14 protein-coding genes and 2 rRNA genes are annotated in these 15,831 nt (G+C 67.7%); 7 read left to right on the forward strand and 9 right to left on the reverse strand.

Features of this window, described 5'->3' with window-relative positions; genetic code table 11:
* Positions 1–17: 17 nt before the first annotated feature.
* The 3 genes from O145_RS11355 to O145_RS11365 all read left to right on the forward strand — a co-directional run bounded on the left by O145_RS11355 (position 18) and on the right by O145_RS11365 (position 2,200).
* A complete protein-coding gene (locus O145_RS11355; protein ID WP_043563087.1) occupies positions 18–365 on the forward strand; it encodes a helix-turn-helix domain-containing protein in 348 nt (115 codons plus the stop codon).
* Between the two features lie 138 nt (positions 366–503).
* The gene (locus O145_RS11360) at positions 504–1,085 is read left to right on the forward strand and encodes an IS630 family transposase (protein ID WP_043563089.1); all 582 of its coding nucleotides are present in this window, start codon (positions 504–506) and stop codon (positions 1,083–1,085) included.
* A gap of 407 nt (positions 1,086–1,492) precedes the next feature.
* Positions 1,493–2,200, forward strand: a complete 708-nt coding sequence (locus O145_RS11365) for a hypothetical protein (protein WP_052375060.1) — start codon at positions 1,493–1,495, stop codon at positions 2,198–2,200.
* 10 nt (positions 2,201–2,210) lie between these two features.
* Here the strand turns inward: O145_RS11365 and O145_RS16610 are convergent, their stop codons facing one another.
* The 4 genes from O145_RS16610 to O145_RS11385 form a co-directional block, all read right to left on the reverse strand.
* Entirely contained in the window at positions 2,211–3,020 is an 810-nt protein-coding gene (locus O145_RS16610) for a hypothetical protein (RefSeq protein ID WP_156966735.1), read from the reverse strand.
* A 188-nt stretch (positions 3,021–3,208) separates the two neighbouring features.
* On the reverse strand, positions 3,209–4,240 hold the full coding sequence (ilvC, locus tag O145_RS11375) for a ketol-acid reductoisomerase (protein WP_043563091.1): 1,032 nt from the start codon (positions 4,238–4,240) through the stop codon (positions 3,209–3,211).
* A 9-nt stretch (positions 4,241–4,249) separates the two neighbouring features.
* Complete coding sequence (ilvN, locus tag O145_RS11380) at positions 4,250–4,762, reverse strand: acetolactate synthase small subunit (RefSeq protein ID WP_043563093.1); 513 nt, start codon at positions 4,760–4,762, stop codon at positions 4,250–4,252.
* Between the two features lie 4 nt (positions 4,763–4,766).
* Complete coding sequence (locus tag O145_RS11385; protein WP_043563096.1) at positions 4,767–6,560, reverse strand: acetolactate synthase large subunit; 1,794 nt, start codon at positions 6,558–6,560, stop codon at positions 4,767–4,769.
* A 289-nt stretch (positions 6,561–6,849) separates the two neighbouring features.
* Here O145_RS11385 and O145_RS11390 point away from each other — a divergent pair, with 289 nt between their 5' ends.
* On the forward strand, positions 6,850–8,463 hold the full coding sequence (locus O145_RS11390) for an aspartate:alanine exchanger family transporter (protein ID WP_043563097.1): 1,614 nt from the start codon (positions 6,850–6,852) through the stop codon (positions 8,461–8,463).
* Between the two features lie 37 nt (positions 8,464–8,500).
* Here the strand turns inward: O145_RS11390 and O145_RS11395 are convergent, their stop codons facing one another.
* Positions 8,501–9,868 (reverse strand): DUF5692 family protein, encoded by a 1,368-nt coding sequence (locus O145_RS11395; protein ID WP_043563099.1) that lies wholly within the window; start codon positions 9,866–9,868, stop codon positions 8,501–8,503.
* Between the two features lie 257 nt (positions 9,869–10,125).
* Between O145_RS11395 and O145_RS11400 the strand changes: the two genes are divergently transcribed.
* The 3 genes from O145_RS11400 to O145_RS11410 all read left to right on the forward strand — a co-directional run bounded on the left by O145_RS11400 (position 10,126) and on the right by O145_RS11410 (position 12,777).
* Complete coding sequence (locus O145_RS11400) at positions 10,126–11,091, forward strand: hypothetical protein (RefSeq protein WP_229118522.1); 966 nt, start codon at positions 10,126–10,128, stop codon at positions 11,089–11,091.
* Between the two features lie 2 nt (positions 11,092–11,093).
* Positions 11,094–12,116 carry a DUF5692 family protein gene (locus tag O145_RS11405; protein ID WP_043563103.1) on the forward strand — a complete coding sequence of 341 codons (1,023 nt, stop codon included), beginning with the start codon at positions 11,094–11,096 and terminating at the stop codon, positions 12,114–12,116.
* A gap of 109 nt (positions 12,117–12,225) precedes the next feature.
* Complete coding sequence (locus O145_RS11410) at positions 12,226–12,777, forward strand: O-acetyl-ADP-ribose deacetylase (protein WP_043563105.1); 552 nt, start codon at positions 12,226–12,228, stop codon at positions 12,775–12,777.
* Between the two features lie 523 nt (positions 12,778–13,300).
* Here O145_RS11410 and O145_RS11420 read toward each other — a convergent pair.
* The 4 genes from O145_RS11420 to O145_RS11435 all read right to left on the reverse strand — a co-directional run.
* Positions 13,301–13,462, reverse strand: coding sequence for a hypothetical protein (locus O145_RS11420; RefSeq protein WP_156966737.1), 162 nt, complete (start codon positions 13,460–13,462; stop codon positions 13,301–13,303).
* A 109-nt stretch (positions 13,463–13,571) separates the two neighbouring features.
* Positions 13,572–14,876 carry a threonine/serine exporter family protein gene (locus O145_RS11425; protein WP_156966738.1) on the reverse strand — a complete coding sequence of 435 codons (1,305 nt, stop codon included), beginning with the start codon at positions 14,874–14,876 and terminating at the stop codon, positions 13,572–13,574.
* Positions 14,877–15,190: 314 nt separating this feature from the next.
* Positions 15,191–15,307 (reverse strand): 5S ribosomal RNA (gene rrf / locus O145_RS11430).
* A gap of 219 nt (positions 15,308–15,526) precedes the next feature.
* Positions 15,527–15,831: ribosomal RNA gene (locus O145_RS11435) — 23S ribosomal RNA — on the reverse strand; the annotation flags it as partial.

Genomic DNA, 15,831 nt, shown 5'->3' on the forward strand with positions numbered 1-15,831 from the left:
TGCTATAAGATAGCCTCATGCAGATCGACATGACGAACGAGGAACGGGACATCCTCATCAGGTGGAAGAAGCGTTCGGATACCTACAAGCTGGTGAGAATGAAGGCGAAAGCGATTGTGTACGCTGCCCGCGGCGTTGGCCTGGATATTATCGCGGAGATGGTCGAGCGGGCCGAGGGGACGGTACGCGAGTGGCTGTCGGAATGGCGGAGATACAGGCTGAGCTCCGTGGTAACCGGTCACGCCGGCAACGAGAACGCGGCAAAGCTCAAGAGGGCGCAGAAGGAGGAGCTGGAGGAGATTCTCAGTAGACCGCCGTCGGAGTCGGGAGTCAAGGCCGGCTTCTGGGACGTCCCGGCCCCTTGAGGACGTCGTGCAGATCAAGTTCGGGGTCGAGTACAGGTCTGAGTCCTCCTATCGGCTGCTCATGCACTTTCTGGGCATGAGCCTCTGCTCCCCGACCCGTTCGAGGGGCGCCGCGACGAGAAGGCCATCGTCAAACGGATGGCCGAGATCCGGGACCAGGTCGCCGATCTGCTCCAGGAGGGCTGGGAGGTCTACACCGTCGACGAGGTCCGCGTCGAGCACGAGGCCGAGACCCGGCGCATGTGGCTCCCCAAGGGGAAGAGAACAAGGCTGTACGTGGACCGCAAGAAGGCGAGCCGGTCGTTCTTCGGGGCACTGAGCCTGACGACCAAGAAAATGAGGATCTACCCCATCGAGGGAAACCAGAACGCCGAGCAGATCACCCTCATGATGGATCGCCTGGCGCGCGAGACCGATGAGGGAAAGAAGATCGCTGTCGTCCTGGACAACGCCAGGTTCCACCACGCCAAAGCCTTGAATAATCTTTATGCCCCCGGTCATGCTCTGGAGCGAATCACGCCCATCTACATGCCCCCCTACGCCCCCGACCACAATCCCACAGAACACGTCTGGAACGCCGCCAAGAACAATATCGCCAACCTCCAGCGCGACACCCCGGAGAACACCTTCGCGGCCTTCACCGCCTACATCACCAACCGCACCTTCGACTACGACTTCGAGCACCTCCCAATCACACCACCCCACACCGACCTTGTTTAATTCCAGCCATAGCTGTGCTCCTGGCGGTGAATGGTCTCGTACCTTGCGAGTCACTTCTGCGCCCCCTTCGCGAAGTACGCCGCTACTTTTTTCAGGCAGCTCGCATCACCACTCCTGGCGTTGCACAGCCAGGCGCGCAGCCTCCTGATCTCAACCGACTCGCTGCGAAAACCCTCCTCACCCCTGGGCGGTGGAATGATCCCTGCGGTACCTGCCCACCCAGCCCACCACTCCTCTGGGCCGGCAGATCATAAGAAGCAGCCACCGACGCGATCGTCCGGCCCCTTCACCCGCGATCTCACGCACAACCCCGAGCCCATCCGAGCACCACGCTCTCGACACAGTCCCATCCTATCCCGCCACCAGAACACCGGGTCCCCACTGTCCGAAAAAAACCACTCACTCCAGTGGATCTGGACAACCTCATCGGTTCATCACCCGCCCCCACGCCCACCGTCGTCGTCATTCCCACGGGCATGGTCATGCCCACCCCGGTGCCGACGGAGCAGTCCACGGTCGCCTCCTCCGTCACCGTCGCCTTCCCCGAGATCGCCGACTACACCATCGAGGCCGACCCGTCCCCGGCCGCGACGGACTCGGATGCGACGACGCAGTCGCAGACCTACTCCTCGCGCACCACGATGTGCTCGGTGACCATCACGACGACCACCAGCTCACAGCTCGTCGTCACCGGGGGCGATGACCGGCTGCTCTCCACGAGCTGGGCCGACGAGATGGGCTCGGGCTACCAGTCCTACAAGGAGACGAGCAGGCTCGAGCTCACCGGCGTCAACGGGGAGACCTTCTACGCGGGGGTGGCCACGGCCTTCAGCGCGAGGGTCTCCGGCTCGGACATCACCGGCAAGGCCTTCGTGCGGGCATGGTCCGCCGACGGCGTCGTCCTGTCCGTCACCGAGGTGTGCCAGAAAGGCGCTTTCGACGACGACGCCTGGGAGGCCGTCATGCAGGGCATGACCATCTCGGGGCTCTCGGGCTCGTCGCGCTGGCCCGGTGGTGAGCCGGCCTCGCGTGCCACAAGTGCCGTGCCGTCGGCGACGCCGCAGGGCGCGGTCGCCCCGCCGGTATCGTCCGCGACGTCGCAGCCCACCCGCTGAGGCCGCCCGGTTACTGCTGGTCCGGGTCGGCCGGGGTGACAGGCGAGCCCGTATCGGGGTTGATGGGCTGCTCCGGGTCGGGAGCGGCAGACGGCTCCGGATCGGGGCCGGCGGGCGGCTCCGGGTCGGCGGGGGCCGGCTGCTCCGGGGAGCCGCCGGCCCCAGGGCCTCCCGTGTCGCCGGAGGCGCCCGGACCCGGCGCGGGCCGCGATCCGGTTCCCGGGTCGGCCGGGGCCTCGTCCGCTCCCGCATCCGCCGAGGTCCCCGGATCGGTGCCGCCGGCGTACCCGGTCTCGCCGTCCTGTCCCGCTCGGGTGGCATCGCTCGTCGCAGGGACCTGGTCGTCATCGGAGGCGAGCAGCCGGGAGGCGACGGCGACCTCGGCGGCCTCGACCGCCGAGGTGTAGTCGGCCAGCGCGGTGTAGATGCCGTCAACGCTGCTGCCCCTGAGCGCCTCGTCAAGGGCCTTCCTCTTGGTGCTGATGCTGCTCGTCTCTTCGCCGGTCATCGCCGACGCGATCGCGTCGGTCCTGGTCTTGAGATCGGCCGAGGCGCGCCCGGCCTCGCTCCTGGCCCGATTGAGGGCGGCCGTTCCCGTGATTGCGGCGCGCTGCTCCTGAGCCGCCGTCACGGCCGCCTCGAAGGCGCTGCCGTGAGAAGCAGAGGCGGCATCTGTCGCCTGCGTCAGGAAGGCGGAGACCTCCGAGTCGGTCAGGGGATTGTCCGTGAGACCGGTGCTGCAGCCGGACAGTCCGAGGGTCAGCATGAGAGTGCCGATGCGGGCGACGCGACGAGTACGGCGAGTATGGGGGGTACTCATGACACTAATGTAACGATGCGATAATGGTCCTGCACAGGGCCCCGGCGCGAGATCACTCGCACGACCCCGCGCCGGGGAGACCGCGGAGCTCCGTCCGAGAGGCCCCGGACCTGAAGCGAGAGCGTCAGGGGGGCGTCCCCGGCAGCGGTCGCGCTGCCGGGGACGACGAGGCCCGACGCCATCTGGTCTCAGCGGGCCACGGAGCCCTCGGTGTAGTCCTTGTCGATGTCGGAGCGCCAGGCGAACATGGCGCGGACCTCCCGGCCGGTGGCCTCGATCGGGTGGGCCTCGCCCTCGGCGCGGAGCCTCTTGAACTCCGGCGCACCGGCCGCCTGGTCGTCCATGAAGCGCTTGGCGAAGGAGCCGTTCTGGATGTCCGCCAGGACCTCCTTCATGTGCTCCTTGACGTCGGGGGTGATGACGCGCGGACCGGAGACGTAGTCGCCGTACTCGGCGGTGTCCGAGCAGGACCAGCGCTGCTTGGAGATGCCGCCCTCGTTAATGAGGTCCACAATGAGCTTCATCTCGTGACAGACCTCGAAGTAGGCCATCTCGGGCTGGTAGCCGGCCTCGACGAGCACCTCGTAGCCGTACTGGATCAGCTTGGACAGCCCGCCGCACAGGACGTCCTGCTCGCCAAAGAGGTCGGTCTCGGTCTCTTCGCGGAAGGTGGTCCTGATGGCGCCGGCGCGGGTGCCGCCGATGGCCCTGGCGTAGGACAGGACGAGCGGCCAGGACTCGCCGGAGGCGTCCTGCTCGACGCACACGAGCACGGGAACGCCCCGGCCGGCCTCGAACTCGCGGCGCACCGTGTGCCCGGGACCCTTGGGGGCGACCATAATGACGTCGATGTCCTGCGCGGGCTTGATGTAGCCGAAGTGGATGTTGAAGCCATGGGCGAAGAGCAGCGCGGCACCAGGCTTGAGGTTCGGCTCGATCTCGCTTCGGTACAGCTCGGCCTGGACCTGGTCGGGGGCCAGTACGGTGACGACGTCGGCCCAGGCGACCGCCTCGGCGATCGGCTTGACCGGCAGACCCGCCTCCTCGGCCTTGGCGACGGAGCGCGAGCCCTCACGCAGACCCACGACGACCTCGACTCCCGAGTCGCGCAGGTTCAGCGCGTGGGCGTGGCCCTGGGAGCCGTAGCCGATGACGGCGACCTTCTTGCCCTGGATGACGGACAGGTCGGCATCGTCGTCGTAGAACTTCTCAGCTGCCATGATGGAATCTCACTTCTCCTTGAGTTGATCTGTGATGGACCGCGGCCCGCGCGTAATGGCGACGGCGCCGGACTGGACGATCTCCTTGACCCCGTAGGGCCCCAGAGACTCCAGCAGCGCCCTGACCTTCGACTCCGAGCCGACCGTCTCGATGACCACCGAGGTCGGGGACACATCGACGACGTGGGCGCGGAAGAGGTCGACGATCTGCAGCACCGCGGTGCGGTTGGAGTCGTCGGCGCGGACCTTGATGAGGAAGAGCTCTCGGCCCACGGAGGTGGCCGGGTCGAGCTCGACGATCTTGAGCACGTTGACCAGCTTGTTGAGCTGCTTGGTCACCTGCTCCATGGCCGGCCCCTCGGCGTCGGCGATCACCGTGATGCGCGAGACCTCCTCGTGCTCGGTGGGGCCCACGGCCAGGGAGTGGATGTTGAAGCCGCGGCGGGTGAACAGGGCCGACACGCGCGTGAGCACGCCGGGCTTGTTCTCCACCAGGACGGACAGCGTGTGCTTCTGGCTCACGGTCTCACTCCTCTTCCCACGCCGGGCTCATGCCCCGGGCGTGCTGGATCTCGTCGTTGGACACGCCCGCGGCCACCATCGGCCACACCTGCGCGTCCGCGGAGACGATGAAGTCGATGACGACCGGCCGGTCGTTAACGGCATTGGCCTGGGCGATGACGTCGTCAACGTCCTCCAGCCGCTCGCAGCGCAGGGCGACGGCGCCATAGGCGTCGGCCATCTTCACGAAGTCAGGAATGCGCCTGGTGCCGGCCCCGGTGTGCAGGTCGGTGTTGGAGTAGCGCTGCCCGTAGAACAGGGTCTGCCACTGCCGCACCATGCCGAGCGAGGAGTTGTTGATGATCGCCACCTTGATGGGGATGTTGTTCAGCGTGCAGGTGGCCAGCTCCTGGTTGGTCATCTGGAAGCAGCCGTCGCCGTCGATGAGCCAGACCGGGCGCTCCGGCGCCGCCTCCTTGGCCCCCATGGCCGCCGGCACCCCGTAGCCCATGGTGCCCGCGCCCGCGCTGGTCAGCCAGGAGTGGGGCCGGCGGAAGTGCAGGAAGTGGGCCGCCCACATCTGGTGCTGGCCGACCCCGGTGACCCAGATGGTGTCTTCGCCGGCGGCCCTGTCCAGGTGGGTGATGACCTCCTGGGGCTGGAGGAGGCCATCGTCGGTGTCGGTCCAGTCCGTGGGGTAGGTGGCGCGGATGTGGGCGACCTCGGTGAGCCACTGGTCGATCTCGGTGCGCGGCTCCTCGGCGAACTGCGCGCGGCAGGCCGCGGTCAGCGCCGGGACGACGTCGGTCAGGTCGCCGACGATCGGCACGTCCGCGGTGCGGACCTTGGAGATCTCGGCGGGGTCGATATCGGCGTGGATGACCGTGGCGCGCCGCGCGAAGGTATCGGGCCTGCCGGTGACGCGGTCGTCGAAGCGGGCGCCCAGGGTGACGACGACGTCGGCGCGCTGGAGGGCCCCGACGGCCGCCACGGTGCCGTGCATCCCGGGCATCCCGAGGTTGAGGGGGTGGTCGGTGGGCATGACGTCGAGCGCCGTGAGCGTCGTCGTGAAAGGGGCGCCGATGAGATCGATCAGCTCGGCGAGGCGGTCGGTCGGGACGCCCGCCCGGTTCAGGCCGCCGCCGAGGTAGAGCACGGGCCGCTCGGCGGCGCCGATGACCTCGGCGGCCTGGGCCACACGGCGCTGGTTGGGCCTGCCCGGCAGCGTGTAGCCGCGCAGGTCGAGCCTGGTCGGCCACCGGAACTCGGTCATGCCCTCCTGGGCGTTCTTGGTGACGTCGATCAGGACGGGGCCGGGGCGGCCGGTGGAGGCGATGTGGAAGGCCTCGGCGACGCGAGCGGGAACCTCCTCGGGCGTGGTGACGAGGAAGGAGTGCTTGACGAACGGCATCGTCGCACCAATGACGTCGGCCTCCTGGAAGGCGTCGGTGCCGATCGCCCGGGTGCCGACCTGTCCGGTGATGGCCACCATCGGCACAGAGTCCATATGGGCGTCGGCGATGGCCGTGACCAGGTTGGTGGCGCCGGGCCCGGAGGTGACCACGCACACGCCGGGCCGGCCGGTGACCATGGCGTATCCCTCGGCAGCATGTCCCGCGCCCTGCTCGTGGCGCACGAGCACATGGCGGATCCTGGTGCTGGCGAGCAGCGGGTCGTAGAAAGGCAGGATGGCTCCACCGGGCATGCCGAAGATGTCGGTGACGCCGACCTTCTCCAGCGCGCGTACGAGCGCCTGCGCCCCCGTCATCAGCCGGCGGTTCTGCGGTTCCTGGGCCGAAGGAGCGTTGCGGCGTGGCATCCTCCGCCCTCCTCTCTGTGCGATCTGCGCGATCGGAATCGGCCTTGCGGCCGAGATGAGGCCAACCGTAGGTGGCCTCAGGATGCGAGTCGAATGGTCGAGGCCCTTGTCTCATATGATGGAATCACGGACTGGTCGAGGACGCGTTCTCGAAGTGGGGCCGGCGTCCTTCCCGAGGCAGGGGCATGGTGACGCAGGTCCTCCGGCACGGGAGCTAGACTGGTTCTTTGTCAGCACCTACTCTTCCGCTGCGCACCGACGAGCAGCGGCTCCGGAAGGCTTCTCACCCGTGCTCATCGGTCTCCTTCACCACCTGTCCAAGAACCCGGTTCTTGTCCTGTTCCTGCTCATCGGGCTGGGCATGCTCGTCGGGCACGTCAAGGTCAGGAGCGTGAGCCTGGGCGCCGCCGCCGTGCTGTTCGCCGGTATCGCCCTGGCGGCGGTCGGGGTCTCCAAGGGGGTCGACCTCGAGATTCCCGCGCACCTGGGGACCCTGGGCCTGGCGATCTTCACCTTCGCCATCGGCATCCAGTCCGGCCCCAACTTCTTCCACGTCATCCGCACCGCCGTCGGACCGCTGGCCCTCATGCTCGCCTTCTTCATCCTGGCCGCGGCCGCGGGCGTCGGCGCCGGACGCGCCCTGGGCATGAGCGGCCCCATGATCGCGGGCACCTACGCCGGCGCGCTCACCAACACCCCCGCCCTGGCGGCGGCGGGCAGTGCGGCCACGCTCGCCGGGGATCCCGACGGGGCCGCGATCGCCACCGTTGGCTACGCGGTGGCCTACCTCTACGGCGTCATCGGCATGCTCTTCTTCTGCCTGATGGCCCTGCGCTACCGCCGCAGCGACAAGGACGCCCCCTCCCCCCTGGTCAACCGCACCATTCGGGTGGAGCGCTCCGACGGACCCATGATCGGAGACATCTCCGAAACGATCTCCGGGGAGCTGAAGTTCTCCCGCCTGCGCCGCGGCGAGCAGGGCCCCATTACGCGCCCGGCCCGCGAGGACAAGCTCTTCAAGGAGGACCTGGTCACCGTCGTCGGAACCCAGGAGGCCGTCAACCAGGTCATCACGGCCCTCGGTCACGGCTCCTCCCACTCCCTGATCGAGGACCGCAAGTACCTCGACTTCCGCAGGATCACGGTCTCGGACCCCAAGCTCGCCGGCCACACGGTCGCCGAGCTGGACATCGACCACAAGTTCGGAGCCACCATCTCCCGCGTCCGCCGCGGCGACACCGACATGGTGGGGACCCCCGACCTGGTCCTCCAGCAGGGCGACCGGGTGCGGGTGGTCGCGCCCACGGGGCGCATCGCGGAGATCTCGAAGTTCTTCGGTGACTCCTCCCGCGGCCTGTCCTCGATCAACCCGGTCGCTCTGGGCATCGGCATGGCGGTGGGCGTCGTGATCGGCGAGTGGAAGATCCTGACCCCCACCGGGGCGACCTTCTCCATCGGCTCGGCCGCGGGCACGCTCATCGTCGGCCTGATCTTCGGCAAGATCGGCCGCATCAAGGACTTCGTGACCGCCATGCCCTTCACCGCCACAGCGGTGCTCAGCGAGCTGGGGCTGCTCATCTTCCTGGCCCAGGCGGGCACGAGGGCCGGCGGGCAGATCGCCAACGCCTTCACCGGCGGCGACTGGTGGAAGATCCTCGTCACGGGCTTCGTCATCACCACCATCGTAGGCCTGGGCCTGTACGCCTCCATGCGGTGGATCGTGAAGATGGGCGGCACGCGCCTGTCGGGCCTCCTGGGCGGTGCGCAGACCCAGCCCGCTATTCTCGCCTTCGCCAACGAGCGCACCGGCGCCGACCCGCGCGTGGCCCTGGGCTACGCCATGGTCTACCCGGTCGCCATGATCGTGAAGATCTTCATCGCCCAGGTGCTCGGCGGCCTGTGACTGGCGGCCCGCCGCGCACGACGACGGCGGGCCGGCCTCACCGCGGTGGGCCGTCGGCGGCCCGCGGGGCCGCCTCCCACCGCGGGTCGGCGACGACGCCGCGCTCGACCAGCCCGGGATCTGCCGAGACGGGGGTGCGGGGCTTCGGCCAGCGACGGTCCTCGCTCCCCCACCACGGCATGTGCCCGACGTACCCGTCAACCGGCGGGGTGGGGCGGTCGGGCTCGAACCCGAGGTCGGTCGGCGTGGGCTCGATGCGGTCGGTGAGGAAGTACTTGTCGCGGTCATCGCAGTGCGCGCGCACAATGGTGCGGAACTCGCTCATCTCGAAGTACAGGGCGTTCGTCACCGGGTTGCGCCGGTGGCGGATGATGCGCGAGAGCCACCAGACGAACAGCGCGACATTGGCGGTCAGGGCGATGGCCGCGCAGGCGATGTTCGCCGTGGGGTTCATCGTCGCGAAGTTGAACATCCGCGAGGGCGGGACGAGGACCTCGGGGAGGATGTTGTTCGCCGCGATCCAGAACATGAGGGTGAAGCACCGGAACCAGATCCACTGGCCCTTCGCCCAGGTGAAGGCGGGGATGGTGCATGCCAGCAGCAGGGCCAGGGTGCAGTACCAGGTGTAGTCGGCCAGCGAGTTGTAGAGGAAGGCGTGGTTCCACAGGTCGTAGGCGACGACCCACGGCCACACCATGTCCGCCCAGATCAGGCCGCGGACCTTCTGCCTGCCCGGGGAGGTGACGATGATCTTGCCCAGGCCCGTGATCGTGATGATGTTGAGCAGACCCGCCGCCGCCGACAGCAGGTTCCAGTACCCGCCGATGGTCCTGAACCCGGTCTCGGGGTCGACGCCGATGCCGCGCTCGCGCATGTTCGCCGCGACGCCCTCGTACCACTCCTGGGAGTGGAGCCGGCCCGCGACGTCCCTGGCCTCGGGCAGCCCCGCGATCATGTCGATCGTGTGGGTGTCGTTGACGTGCTTGAGGCACTGCCAGTCGGCCCCGCACGAGTAGTAGGAGTCGGCGTTGAAGAAGATCGTCAGGTCCCGGACGTTGGCCTCCATAATGTTGACGGCGAGACCGATCCACAGGGCGACCCCCAGCCAGATGGCGTAGCGGTGGGCCTCGACCGGGCGACGCTTGGCGTAGACGAGCACCGCGCCCGTCATCGTCGCGGTGAGGACCATGATCGCGTACTTGCCGAACGGGAACCACCCAACCATCGGGGTCCCGTGGATCCATGCGTAGGGCATGAGGGCGATGCCCCCGACCGTCCACAGCGCGAAGACCGTCCAGCTCCATCGACGGTTGACCTCGGCGACGACGACCTGGGCGCCGAAGACGGCCAGCCAGATCAGGTAGACCCCGGGGCTGCCGAGCTCCCACAGGAACAGTGAGTCCATAGAGCACCTTCTTCTTTGAAAGCGGTACGGGATGGGCAGTGGTCGATTATAGTTTTCCCACAAGGATCACACGAGTGATCATGTGCATTGCACGGGCGCAACCTGCGCAAGGAGGCGCAGGTTGCGCCCGTGCGTGATCCGCCGGTCCGTCGGACGCGGCGGGGGGAGGACGAGTCGAGATGGGTTTCGCACGTGGCACGAGGGCCCGCAGGGCCGTTTCGCTCGCGGGCGCTGTCGCCGCCGGTGCGCTGGGGGGCATGTACGCCTTCAGCCAGCTGTCCGGCAAGGCGACCGAGGAGGAGCAGGCGTGGCGCTACCCCGGTGACGACCTCATCGACACCAACTACGCGAACGCCTACTCCTCGACCTACGCCATCGACATCGACGCGCCGGCCTACGCGGTGTGGCGCCTGCTCAAGCAGATCGGCGCCGACAAGAGCGGCTCCTTCAGCTCGGAGTTCCTCGAGCGCACTTTCGCGCGCCTGCCCTTCTTCAACTCCTACGAGATCCAGGAGGAGTTCCAGCAGCGCGACTCGCTCATGGCCGGCGACATCGCGGCCTTCGACTACCACGGCATGTCGATGGAGTGGGCGGACGTGGTGCCGGGCAAGTACCTGGTGCAGTGGGTCGACACGAAGAACCCGCCGCGGGCGCCCGGCTCCTATGCCTTCCGCTTCCCCACCATGACCCACTTCGCGGCGGCGTGGTGCTTCTACATGGTGCCGCTCAAGGACGGCGGGACCCGCCTCATCAACCACTGGCGCATCGGCTATGAGCCCCGCACGGCCCTGCAGAGCGTCCTGAACTGGGTCAATATCGAGTTCATCGGTGGCTGCATGACGCACATGCAGAACATCTACCTCAAGCGCGTCCTGGAGTTCCGCAAGAAGCAGCACCTGACGGGCCGCCTCATGCGCGGCGTCCTGGGCGGCCGCTTCCTGCCGACCTCCACGCCCGCGGGCCGCTACGACGGCACCCCGCTCTTCGAGGACACCTACACCCAGTGGTTCCGCTACGGCCGCCGGAACCCGGCGGTCGCGGAGATCCGCCCGCCGGTGACCGACGACCCGCACTGGCCCCCGCTCGGCCCGTCAACGCCGTGGTCCGGGATTATTGACGAGGACTACTTCGACGGGTGGAGCGAGCCCGAGTTCTCCTGGGAGGAGCAGATCCGTCAGAAGACCGAGCGCACCTACCTGCCCGGCTGGGGCAAGGGGCGCTGACCATGGGGAGAGTCGTGCCCCCCGACTACCCGACGCTCTTCCTCTTCGAGACCGGCCAGTGGTGGGACTACGCAATGCTCGCCCTCGTCATCGCGGCCCTGACGCTCACGGCGTGGCTGGCCCAACGAAGCATGTGGGTGGTGCTCGCCGTCTTCGTCGTCATCCCCGTGGGGCTGACGCTCTTGTGGTGGCCGACATCGACGGCCGGCACGAACTCGGCCGGCTGGTTCCCCGTGGTCAAGCAGTACTCGGCGCTGGCCGGCAGCCTGAGCCTGGTCGCCCTCCAGGTGGTCCCGCGCCTGCGACGCAACCGCTGGTACCTGCTGATACCGCCGCTCATTCTCGCCCTCAATATCGCCGAGGCGGTCGTGCGCGACTTGCAGTGCTACTCGATCCACGGAATGGATCCTTCCCAGGGGATGGTCACCTGGGGAGGGCCGTGGAACATCCTCAACGGCGTCGCCGGCATCCTCAACCTGGCCATGATCTCGGGGTGGATCGGCATCTTCGTGTCGAAGGACCGCAAGCGCGCCATCGTGTGGGGCGACCTGACGATCTGGTGGATTATCGCCTACGACCTGTGGAACTTCGCCTACGTGTACAACTGCCTGGCGGACCGGGCCTGGTACTCCGGGCTGGCGCTGCTCGTCTCGTGCACGATCCCGGCCTTCCTCCGCTTCGGGCGGGGGTCGTGGATCCAGTACCGGGCCTACACGCTCACCTTCTGGAGCGCCGTGGTGCTCACCTTCCCGCACTTCATGCAGGACTCCATGTTCGCCCACCGCAGCTCGCACAACCCGACGGCCCTGCTCACCGTCTCGGCGCTGGCCCTGGCTGTCAACGTCGGCGTCTTCATCCGCCACGTCCACCGCGTTGTGCGCCTGCGGCGCAATCCCCTCACCCAGGAGGTCTACTCGGACACGCCGACCTGCATCCAGTGGGTGCGCGACATGGCCGGGGAGGAGGACAAGGAGCTCATGGCCGCCCGGCTGGGGAAGACCCCGGCCGAGGCGGGGTACCTGTAACCGCCGTCGCGGAGTCCTTCTCCGCCTACACTCGGTGTCATGTGCGACACGACAACTCCTCAGGAGCCCGTGGGCGCCCCCGGGCCGGGAGCACTGAAAGGCTAGCGACATGACTATTGAAGCGGTCCTCGGGGACATTACGCGCGAGCGCACCGACGCGATCGTCAACGCGGCCAATTCCGGCCTGCTCGGCGGGGGCGGCGTCGACGGCGCCATCCACCGGGCGGCGGGTCCGCGCCTGCTCCAGGCCTGCCGGGAGCTGCGCCGCACCAGTCTGCCGAACGGCCTGCCCGTCGGCGAGGCGGTGGCCACGCCCGGCTTCGACCTGCCGTGCCGGTGGGTCATCCACACGGTCGGCCCGAACCGCCGTGCCGGCCAGACGGACCCCGCACTGCTGCGCTCGGCCTTCACCAGCTCACTGCGGGTGGCGGCCGAGCTCGGCTGCGCGAGCATCTCCTTTCCCGCGATCTCAGCCGGTATCTACGGCTGGGACGCCCGTGACGTCGCCCGGATCGGCGTCGCCGCCGCCCGCGACGTCGTCGGGCCCCGGGAGGGCCAGCACTCTGCCGGCACGTCCGTGGAGCTCATTCGATTCGTCCTGTTCGGCGAGCGCCTCCTGAAGGTCTTCGAGGCCGAGCTCTCCTGTGACCCGCTGCTTTAGCACCCGCCCGTCGCCCTGAGCTCCTTCACCGCCCCCGTCAGCGACGTTCTCAGGCCGAGTTCCTCCGTAGTAGGGGAGAAACGGCAGCCGCCCGGGGGCCGCCGGCCCCCGAGGATGATGCGCGCCACCTCCCTGTCCTGTCGAAGACGAAGCGGAGGTGACCAGGCACTCAGCCTCTCGAAGGGCGCGAGGATATCGATCTGCTCATTGAGCACGATCATGGGGACCATCTTCTGTCCCGTTCTCAAGGCTCTTGGGGCTGGAGCCTGAGGTGAACGATGACCGCGCGCCCGTAGGTAGCGGTCCGCGACCGCCATTGCGACGCGGGTGCACAGTGCCAGCCTCCTGCCGAGGAGAGCGCGCCTGGGTGAAGAAGGGCCGCGGAAGTACTGGAAGGGCCCCGAGGCGATCAGCAGTGTCGGGGTTGAGGGGGCCAGATGCTGCATCCAGTCGAGCCCGAGTACGTCGGCGGCGATGAGCGCACCTACCGCCCCGCCCCCGCCCGGGGAGGCGAATGCCCGCCTCATCTGGCCGGGTTGCGGTACCGGGCCACAGAGACCATGTGGCCGTACTCCGACGACGAGTCGTCGAGCAGGCCGGTGGGAATGGCGTCGGTGAGTGAGAGGGCGGCCCCATCGCGGAAGTACTCGGGGAAGCGCCTGAAGACGCAGACCCGAGCCGCCAACGGGATGAACAGGGTGTAATGCGACTCCCCGGAACATCGAATGCGGCCGGCCGCGCCGGGCCTCGGACCCGGCATCGTCGGGCGGCGGCGCGGAGCCGGGTCGAGGATCTCAGCGGTGGTGCAGCTCCGAGGCGCTCCCGTGGGACTCGGGCAGGACGATGTGTCCGGAGGTGGCGACGTCGTGGCGCCAGTTGCGGTCGGTGAGGATGCGCGCGACTGCGAGGCCGACGCCGATCGCCGTGATGACGAAGAAGACCTCGGCCAGGTTCCCGGCTGCCTGCCCGACGGCGATGTTGGCCTCGACGGTCTGGTTGTTGAGCGCCGAGATCGCGCGGTAGAAGGGGACTCCCGGAATCATAATGACCACCGCCGGCACCGACAGGGCGACGCGTGACAGGGAGGCGCGCGAGACGAAGAGCTGGGCGAGCAGACCGATCGTCACAGCGGCGAGACCCACGGCGAGCTGCCATGGCACATGGAAGTCGATGAGCACGAGCCGAGCGGTATTGGCCATGGCGCCGACGATGGCGGCCAGCAGCGACGCCTTTGTTCTGGCATTGAAGAGCATGGCGAAGCCGTAGGCGGCGATGAAGGAGCAGAAGCACCGCAGTGCGTGCAGCAAGAAGCCGGTGGGGACGGCGGTGTCGGTGGCCTCGACCTCCCAGTGGACGAGGAAGGTCACGGTCCATACCGACACGCCTGCCGCAGCCATGACGATGAGGACGTAGGCCGCGCGGGACAGCGCGCTGGAGAAGTCCTGGCGCGCCAGGTCGAGCATGGAGGTCACCATGGGGAATCCGGGGATGAGGAACAGGATCGAGGAGATGATTCCGCCCTGGTGATCGCCCGCGACGGCGCCGGTGACGTGAAGCAGGCTCACAATACTCATATAGACGCCGGAGGCGACAACACCGCACACCATCCAGGTGAAGAAGTGCTGGTACTGGCGCACGAGCATCTGGCGCCGCACGAACTGGCCGAGGAAGGCAGCGATCAGGACCGAGAGGCACTCGACCCATCCTCCCTGGTTGAGGAAGCAGAATCCCGCACAGGCCACGCCGGAGGCAGCCGCATTGGTGAAGGCCCCGTAAACGGCCCGCATGCCCTCGATCTCATCAAGCTTCTTATCGAGGTGCTCCACGGTCTCGTGAGCCCGCAGGTCGTGCACGATCCGCCGGAGGGCCTCAAGGCGGTCCACGTTCACGCCGACGCGACGCACCTCGCAGGTCTCGGTGCGGAATCTCTCGCCGACGAAGGAGGAAGTGACAAGCTCTGTCATCGTCACGGTGGCCTCGTGCCGGTCCAGTCCGACTGCCGAGGCGGCCCTGGCCATCGATGACTTCACGCGGTACGAGCCTGCGCCGCTGGCGAGCATGAGGCTGCCGAGGCGAAGCACGACCGCGGACTGCTGCATGAGCCGATCTGCGCCGAGCTCCGGCTCGGGATGGTTGGGGTCGTATGGGACATCGGAGTTCACGTGGCAATGGTGACGCACTCCGATGGCGCCATGCACGGCCTGAAGGCCCACGGAGCGATCCGCGCACTGTGACGTGCATCCGGGCGCCCTATCAGGTATCCGGTCAGCCATTTGGTCGGCCGTCCGGTCGCCCCGGGGCACCGCACCGCCGAAGATCGGTTCAGCGCCACTTCCGGATGGCTGAGGACGGGAAGAGAAAGATGGCTGGCTCCCCGGATCTGAGTCCGGGGAGCCAGCCATCTCTTGTGTGGTCTCGGCGGTGTCCTGCTCTTCCGCGTCTGGTTGGGCGCAGTACCATTGGCGCTGGGGGTCTTAGCTTCCGGGTTCGGGATGGGTCCGGGCGTGTCCTCCCCGCTGTGGCCGCCGAGGGGTCTGTGGTGGGGTGCGTGTCGTGGTTGTTGTGTGGTGGTTGTTGTTGTTGTGGTGTGGTTGTTGTGGTGTGGTGGTTGTTGTGGTGTTGTGTGGTGGTTGGTGGGTTGTGGTGGGTGGGTTGGTTGTGGGCCGTATAGTGGACGCGGTGTGTTTCCCTGGTGTTTGGTCCCCTCCCTTGTGTTTGTGGGTCTTGGCCCGTGGGTGTGGGGGGGTGTGGGTGTGTTTGTGTTGGCCTGTTAGTACCAGTCGGCTGCGCCCGTTGCCGGGTGTTCACGTCTGGCCTATCGACCCAGTGGTGTTCTGGGGGCCTTCCAGGAGGTGTGCTCCTGTGGAGACCTGGTCTTGAAGGTGGTTTCCCGCTTAGATGCTTTCAGCGGTTATCCTTGTCCGAACGTGGCCAACCAGTGGTGCCCCTGGCGGGACAGCTGGCGCACTAGAGGTTCGTCCGTCCTGGTCCTCTCGTACTGGGGACGGGTCTTCTCAAGTCTCCTGCGCGCGCAGAGGATAGGGACCGAACTGT

This window comes from Actinomyces israelii DSM 43320 (assembly GCF_000711965.1).
Lineage (GTDB): Bacteria > Actinomycetota > Actinomycetes > Actinomycetales > Actinomycetaceae > Actinomyces > Actinomyces israelii.